This window comes from Paraburkholderia lycopersici, assembly GCF_900096975.1.
Classification (GTDB): Bacteria; Pseudomonadota; Gammaproteobacteria; order Burkholderiales; family Burkholderiaceae; genus Paraburkholderia; species Paraburkholderia lycopersici.
Window position 1 is genome coordinate 111,999 of record NZ_FMYQ01000025.1, and the last position, 6,081, is coordinate 118,079.

5 protein-coding genes and 1 rRNA gene are annotated in these 6,081 nt (G+C 62.8%); 2 read left to right on the plus strand and 4 right to left on the minus strand.

All coding sequences use genetic code 11. The features are described 5' to 3' along the window. The first annotated feature begins 64 nt into the window (after nt 1-64). Nucleotides 65-316, plus strand: coding sequence for a GlsB/YeaQ/YmgE family stress response membrane protein (locus BLU17_RS23845; RefSeq protein ID WP_092002239.1), 252 nt, complete (start codon nt 65-67; stop codon nt 314-316). 82 nt (nt 317-398) lie between these two features. On the opposite strand, the gene scpC is transcribed toward BLU17_RS23845, so the two are convergent. From scpC to BLU17_RS23860, 3 genes are all read right to left on the minus strand, one after another. Further along, nucleotides 399-1,925, minus strand: coding sequence for a succinyl-CoA:acetate CoA-transferase ScpC (gene scpC / locus BLU17_RS23850; protein ID WP_092002242.1), 1,527 nt, complete (start codon nt 1,923-1,925; stop codon nt 399-401). 195 nt (nt 1,926-2,120) lie between these two features. Further along, nucleotides 2,121-2,342, minus strand: a complete 222-nt coding sequence (locus BLU17_RS23855; RefSeq protein WP_092002245.1) for a hypothetical protein — start codon at nt 2,340-2,342, stop codon at nt 2,121-2,123. Nucleotides 2,343-2,471: 129 nt separating this feature from the next. Further along, a complete protein-coding gene (locus BLU17_RS23860; protein ID WP_092002247.1) occupies nt 2,472-4,685 on the minus strand; it encodes an FUSC family protein in 2,214 nt (737 codons plus the stop codon). Between the two features lie 163 nt (nt 4,686-4,848). On the opposite strand from BLU17_RS23860, the gene BLU17_RS23865 reads away from it, so the two are divergent. Further along, a complete protein-coding gene (locus BLU17_RS23865; protein WP_092002250.1) occupies nt 4,849-5,862 on the plus strand; it encodes a LysR family transcriptional regulator in 1,014 nt (337 codons plus the stop codon). Between the two features lie 129 nt (nt 5,863-5,991). Here BLU17_RS23865 and rrf read toward each other — a convergent pair. Beyond that, nucleotides 5,992-6,081: ribosomal RNA gene (gene rrf, locus BLU17_RS34605) — 5S ribosomal RNA — on the minus strand; the annotation flags it as partial.

Here is a 6,081-nt window from a genome sequence, read left to right on the forward strand (position 1 = left end):
TTCGCCCTTGGACTAAGCTCCAGACACCGTGATTCGTTCACGCCAACAAGGGGAGTCTGTCCATATGCAACACGGCATCATTGCCTGGCTCATCATCGGCGCAATCGCAGGCTGGCTCGCCGGCGTCCTGGTCAAGGGCGGCGGCTTCGGATTGTTCGTCGATATCATCGTCGGCATTGTCGGCGCGTTCATCGGCGGCTGGCTGGCGGGTCTGCTCGGTATTCATATCGGCACCGGCATGATCAGCTCGATCATCACCGCGATCATTGGTGCGGTCATTCTGCTCTTCATCATCCGGTTGTTCAGAAGAGCTTAGCGAATCCACGCAGCAATAAAAAACGGGAGCGCCGTTGCCGGCGCTCCCGTTTTATTTTGGGCGCTATCGGGTTGCGTACGCGTTATGCGTTCGCGGCGAGCCCGCCCGTCGCTTCGGGCAGCATCGAACCCGTCTCGTTGAAGCGCAGATGCATCTCGTACGCGTGCGCGAGATTGTGGGGCGTCTGGCCGCCGATCTTCAGCGCATCGGCATAGTAGTCGCGCAGCAAGTCGCGATAGAGCGGATGCGCGCAGTGCTCGATGACGAGCTTCGCGCGCTCGCGCGGTGCGAGGCCGCGCAGGTCGGCGAGGCCCTGCTCGGTGACGATCACGTCCACGTCGTGCTCGTTGTGATCGACGTGCGGCACCATCGGCACGATGCTCGAAATGCGGCCGTCCTTCGCAATGGCCTTCGTCGCGAAGATCGCACACGACGCATTGCGCGCGAAGTCGCCCGAGCCGCCAATGCCGTTCATCATGTGCGTGCCGCCCACGTGCGTGGAATTCACGTTGCCGTAAATATCGCATTCGAGCGCGGTATTCAGCGCAATCAGACCGAGACGGCGAATCACTTCGGGATGGTTGCTCACTTCCTGCGGACGCAGCACGAGCTTGTCGCGATAGCGGTCGAGCTCGGCGAGCACCTGAGCCTGACGCGGCGCCGAGAGCGTCATCGAAGCACCCGAGGCGAACACCATCTTGCCCGAGTCGATCAGGTCGAAAGTCGAGTCCTGCAATACTTCGGAGTACATCGTAAGCGCTTCGAACGGCGAATCGACGAAACCCGAAAGCACCGCGTTCGCAATCGTGCCGATGCCGGCCTGCAGCGGCGGCAGTTGCGCACTCATGCGGCCGTGCTTGACTTCGTGCTGCAGGAACTCGATGAGATGGCCTGCGATGCGGGCGGTTTCCTCATCGGCGGGCAGCACGGTCGAGGGGCTGTCCGCTTCGTTCGTAATGACGATGGCGGCAATCTTCTCGGGCGGAATCTCGATGGCGGTCGTGCCCACGCGGTCCTCGGGACGCACGATCGGCAGCGGATCGCGATGCGGACGGCGGCCGGGAATCCACACGTCGTGCAGGCCTTCGAGCCCGAGCGGCTGCGCGAGATTGATCTCGACGATCACCTTCTCCGCGAGAATCGCGAAGCTCGCCGAATTACCGACCGAGGTCGTAGGCACGATCGCGCCTGTCTCAGTGATCGCAGCGGCCTCGATGATCGCGAGGTCTAGCTTGCCGAGCAGGTTCGCGCGCAGCATTTCCACGGTCTCGGACAGATGCTGGTCGACGAACATCACTTCGCCGCGGTTGATTGCCTTTCGCAAGGTGGCGTCCACCTGAAACGGCAGACGGCGTTCGAGCACGCCGGCTTCGGTCAGCACGCGGTCCACGTCGTGACCGAGCGAGGCGCCCGTCATCAACGTGATGCGCAGCGGCTCCTTCTCTTCGCGAGCGCGGCGCGCCAGCTCGATCGGCACGGCCTTTGTGTCGCCCGCGCGCGTAAAGCCGCTCGCGCCGACACGCATGCCGTTACGCACGAGTTGAGCCGCCTCGGCAGCCGAAGTGATTTTCCCGCGCAAGGCGGCACAACGAATACGGTCTTCGTACATCAAAGTCTCCACAAACTCTCTGATCGCCTGGTGCCCATTTTCAGGTTTTGCATCGGCGGGCATGCACTGCGGCTTTCATAAAAACACGGTTGCGTTTCTTTGCGGCCACAATGCGCAAAGCCGCGGCGCCCATGTAAAGGCGTCGCGGCACAAGATCTCAGCGTGCGCCTGCACATGGCTGGCGTGCTCTTGACTTCAGCTACCGAAATAAATGTTGCAGAAGCTGACCGGGCCGACGCATTCATCCGTCTTTGCCGGCTTTACGTTTTCGCGGCGGCCGGACGCTTGCGCTGCCTGCGGAGCAGCGGATTGCGCGGCCTGCTGAGGGACGCTCGCTGCCGGTGCTTCGTTCTGCGCATAAGCAGCGGCGGCGGCAAACAGCGAACAGGCAACAACAGCGATCTTCACGGACTTCATTTTACTCTCCAGTGCTAACGGGTACTGCGAAGCAGTGATGTGACTATATGACTCGGGACAGTATTGATTAAGAAGGCGGGGTGGAATGCATATTTCCAGACGATGGCAAGATCGTGGGCGCCCGCTTTTTCATTGTGTTTTCAACGATCTTCCCGAGGTGCGGCGAACACGGCGGCCCAGCGGACCGAGCGGCGCATCACGGTCGAGCAACGCGCTGCGGATGAAGTGCAGGTGGCTCAGCAGCCGCTGCACGTCGTGCCGCCGCTCGCGCTCGTGAGCCACGGTTGCGAGCGCCTCCTGGCCGATCCAGGTCGCCGCGCGCACCGATGTCAGCGCACGCTCGAGCAACGCACCGTCCGGGTGCTCGAAAAGGGCCGCTATGTCCTCCTGGACACGTGCGAGGGCCGCCGGCCAGCGCGCATCGCGCGTGCCGAGCCAGGCCGCAGCCTGCGCCTCGTTGCGCAGATCGACGACGGCGTGCCCCACTTCGAGCGTCACGAGCATCCACCGCAGCGCGCGCCGGTGAGCCTGATGGCGCCCGGTCAGCAACAACCTCAACTGATGCATCAAATCGTGCGTTCCCGACTGGAAGCGCTGCCCGAGGCCCTCCAGTTCGCCATGGCAGGCCAGCACGACCTGGCTGCGCAAAGACACGCACATGCGCTCGACCAGCCAGTTCATATGCGGCGGAAACACCACCATGAAGGCAAGCGAAGCAACGAGCATCGCGGTAACGACCGCGATGCCATTGTTGATCAGCAGGTCCGGCGCATAGACGATCACGTTGTCGGGACCGGCCAGCAAGCAGAAGAACACGGCGAAACCAACGCCGAAACCGGCTATGCGCGGGCGTGTGGCGAGAAATGCGCCCAGAGCGAGCACCGGAGCGAGCGTCGCGCAAAGCAACGGAAAGCCGTCGACGTTGGGATAGACGTAGCAGATGAAGAGATAGCCCGTCACGGCGGCAAAGGCTGCGCCCACGGCCATCTGCACCGCCATGCGCGACGCGCTCGGCGCCGACGAAGTGAGCGCGCACGTGAGCGCGGCGGCGATCATCGCGAGGCCGCCGCTCGGCCAGTCGGTCTCGACCCAGAACCAGCCCAGCGCCGCCACCACGACGGCCGTGCGCAGGAACGTAAACGCCACCACGTACCAGCTCGTGCGCGGCACATAGCGCGCGGCACGCGGCTCCTGTATGAAACGGGTCTCCGTGAGCGACGCCCATGTGCGGCTGTAGCGCACGATTTCGGTCGTGAAGCGGTAGATGAGTTCGGCCGAGGTATCGAAGTCCGGCAGCGCATCGGGTAGCGCGCGCTCGAGCGGTCGCCGCGTCTCGCGCACATGACGCGGCAAGATGCGCTGGAAGGCTTCGAGGCCGTCCGCAAGCCGCAACGCATAGGCTCGCTCGCTTTCGTTACGGCGCGGCCGCTGCGCCAGCAGCGCCGCAAGCTCGCTGAAATATGGCGCAAGCGGCGCGATCGCGGCGTCGCTCCAATGCAGTCTTTTGAGCAACTGGCGAAGTGCGTGCAGCCGCGCGCAAGCGTCCATGAATTCGGAATTCAGGCGCGAAAGCAGGCCGCTACGCGCGCGCATCGTCGGATCTTCGAAGAACGAGAAAGCACGTGTGGCCTCGAAACCGACGACATCGTCGACGAGACCTGCGAATCGCCCTTCGAATGCGCCTCTTTCGAGCCGTCCAGCCAGCACCACAGAGGCGAAAGCAGTAAAATTCAAATAGCGCGAGCGCAAGGTGCGATCGAGCAGCGAACCCGATTGTCGAGGCATGACCACAGCGCTGACCATGCCTGAGCAGAGAATCCCGACGGCCACTTCGGCGCCCCGTCCGAGTGCGGCAAGAAAAAGTCCGTTGGGCTGCATCACGAGCGGAATGCCAATCAGCGCGGCGGTGTAGCCGGCCAGCACGAAACCGTACCAACGAAAATGCCGATTTCTCATGGCAGCAGCCGTACAGGCGGCCACCCATCCGGTCATCCCGAGTATGTAGAGCTCGGGTTGCTGGACGAACACGGCCCCCAGCACCAGCGCCGCGATCATGCCGACCGCGGTGCCGACGATGCGGTAGACGCTCTTCGCGAACACCATGCCGGAGAGCGGCTGCATCAGCACGAACACCGTCGTCATTGCAATGCGCGGCTGCGGCAGGTCCAGCAACATCGCAACGCCCATCGCGAGCAAGCCGGCCGTAACCGTTTTGAGCAGATGGAGCCAGATCGCGCCATCGCTGGCACGCCAGTCGCGCAGCGCCCGTCTGGCGGCGCGCCATATGATTTCCGCGCGCCGACGCGAGTTGAACGCTCGATGTATCGAGGACTGGCGGCTCATAAAAACGACTGCGCTCGGGCTATTACGAAGACAGGCGCCGATTGTAGGAGCGTCACTGGAGCGAATTAACGGGACAGGTGGGGAACCTCCGTTCCAGATCACTCAACAATGACGAAGCCCGAGAGGCGGACAATATTATTTCTGGACCGAAGAAGAAGGACTGATGGATACGTTACAAAACATGCGGGTGTTCATCCGCGTCGTGGAAGCGGGCAGCTTCACGGCAGCGGCACAGTCGCTGGACTCGACCACGGGCGCCATGTCGCGCGCGGTGTCGGAACTCGAGGCGCATTTGCGCACCCGCCTGCTCAACCGCTCGACGCGCCGGCTCGCACTCACACCGGCCGGCGAGCGGTACCTCAAACGCTGCTCGCAGATCCTCGCGGACGTCGATAGCGCGGAGGAAGAAGCAAGCTGCGCGCACGAGCGCCCTGCCGGCGCGCTACGTATGCACAGTTTTGCGAGCATCGGTCAGCAGTACGTGCTGCCCGCGATTTCGCGCTACCGGGCGCTGCATCCCGAGGTGACGGTCGAGCTGACGCTCTCGCAACGTATGCCGGATCTCTTCGAGGGCAGCAGCGATGTTTCTGTCGTCACGGCGTCTTCGCTGCCGAATTCCGATCTCGTCTCGCACCAGCTCGGCTCGACGTATAGCATCCTGTGCGCTTCGCCCGGGTATGTGCATACGCATGGGGCGCCGCGCACGCCCGCCGATCTATCGCATCACGACTGTCTGATTTTGAAAACGCCGGCGTTCCCAGCGCATGAATGGACGCTCGAAGGACCCGAGGGCAGCATCGAGATGCACGTTGATGGCCCGGTGCAGGTGAACATCGCAGAGTCGCTCGCGGTGGCAATTCGCGAGGACATGGGGATTGGCGTGCTACCAGTCTACGCGGCAATCGAAGGACTGCGAAACGGTACGCTCGTGCGCGTACTGCCTCAGCACAAGCTCCAGAAGACGAACGTGTACGCGCTTTACCCGTCGCGCAAATTCGTCGACGCGAAGACAAAGACATGGGTGGAGTTCCTGCGTGCGCATCTTCCGCAGGTGATCGCGCGTGACCTCGCGCTGCTCGAAGAACTGACGCAGGAGCAGCTTGCGGATGAAGCGGAAGATGTCGCCTTGGCAAAGGATGCGGCGGTCGCGGCATCCACGCAAAAAGCTTCGCAGTAGACGCAATTGACCGGGCTGTTAACGCAGAAAGCCGTCCAGGGGACGGCTTTCGCATTTCCTGCGGCACAAACGTCAGAACCCCGGTTCTCTTTCGGAGAGACCGGGGTTCTGGACGTTACGGCATGAGGAGCCTGACGATTACCTACTTTCACACGGGCAATCCGCACTATCATCGGCGTGGAGTCGTTTCACGGTCCTGTTCGGGATGGGAAGGGGTGG

Coding starts and splice junctions, on each gene's coding strand:
- BLU17_RS23865 (WP_092002250.1), top strand. CDS start 4,849: ATGGATACGTTACAAAACATGCGGGTGTTCATCCGCGTCGTGGAAGCG.
- scpC (WP_092002242.1), bottom strand. CDS start 1,925: ATGTACGAAGACCGTATTCGTTGTGCCGCCTTGCGCGGGAAAATCACT.
- BLU17_RS23860 (WP_092002247.1), bottom strand. CDS start 4,685: ATGAGCCGCCAGTCCTCGATACATCGAGCGTTCAACTCGCGTCGGCGC.
- BLU17_RS23845 (WP_092002239.1), top strand. CDS start 65: ATGCAACACGGCATCATTGCCTGGCTCATCATCGGCGCAATCGCAGGC.
- BLU17_RS23855 (WP_092002245.1), bottom strand. CDS start 2,342: ATGAAGTCCGTGAAGATCGCTGTTGTTGCCTGTTCGCTGTTTGCCGCC.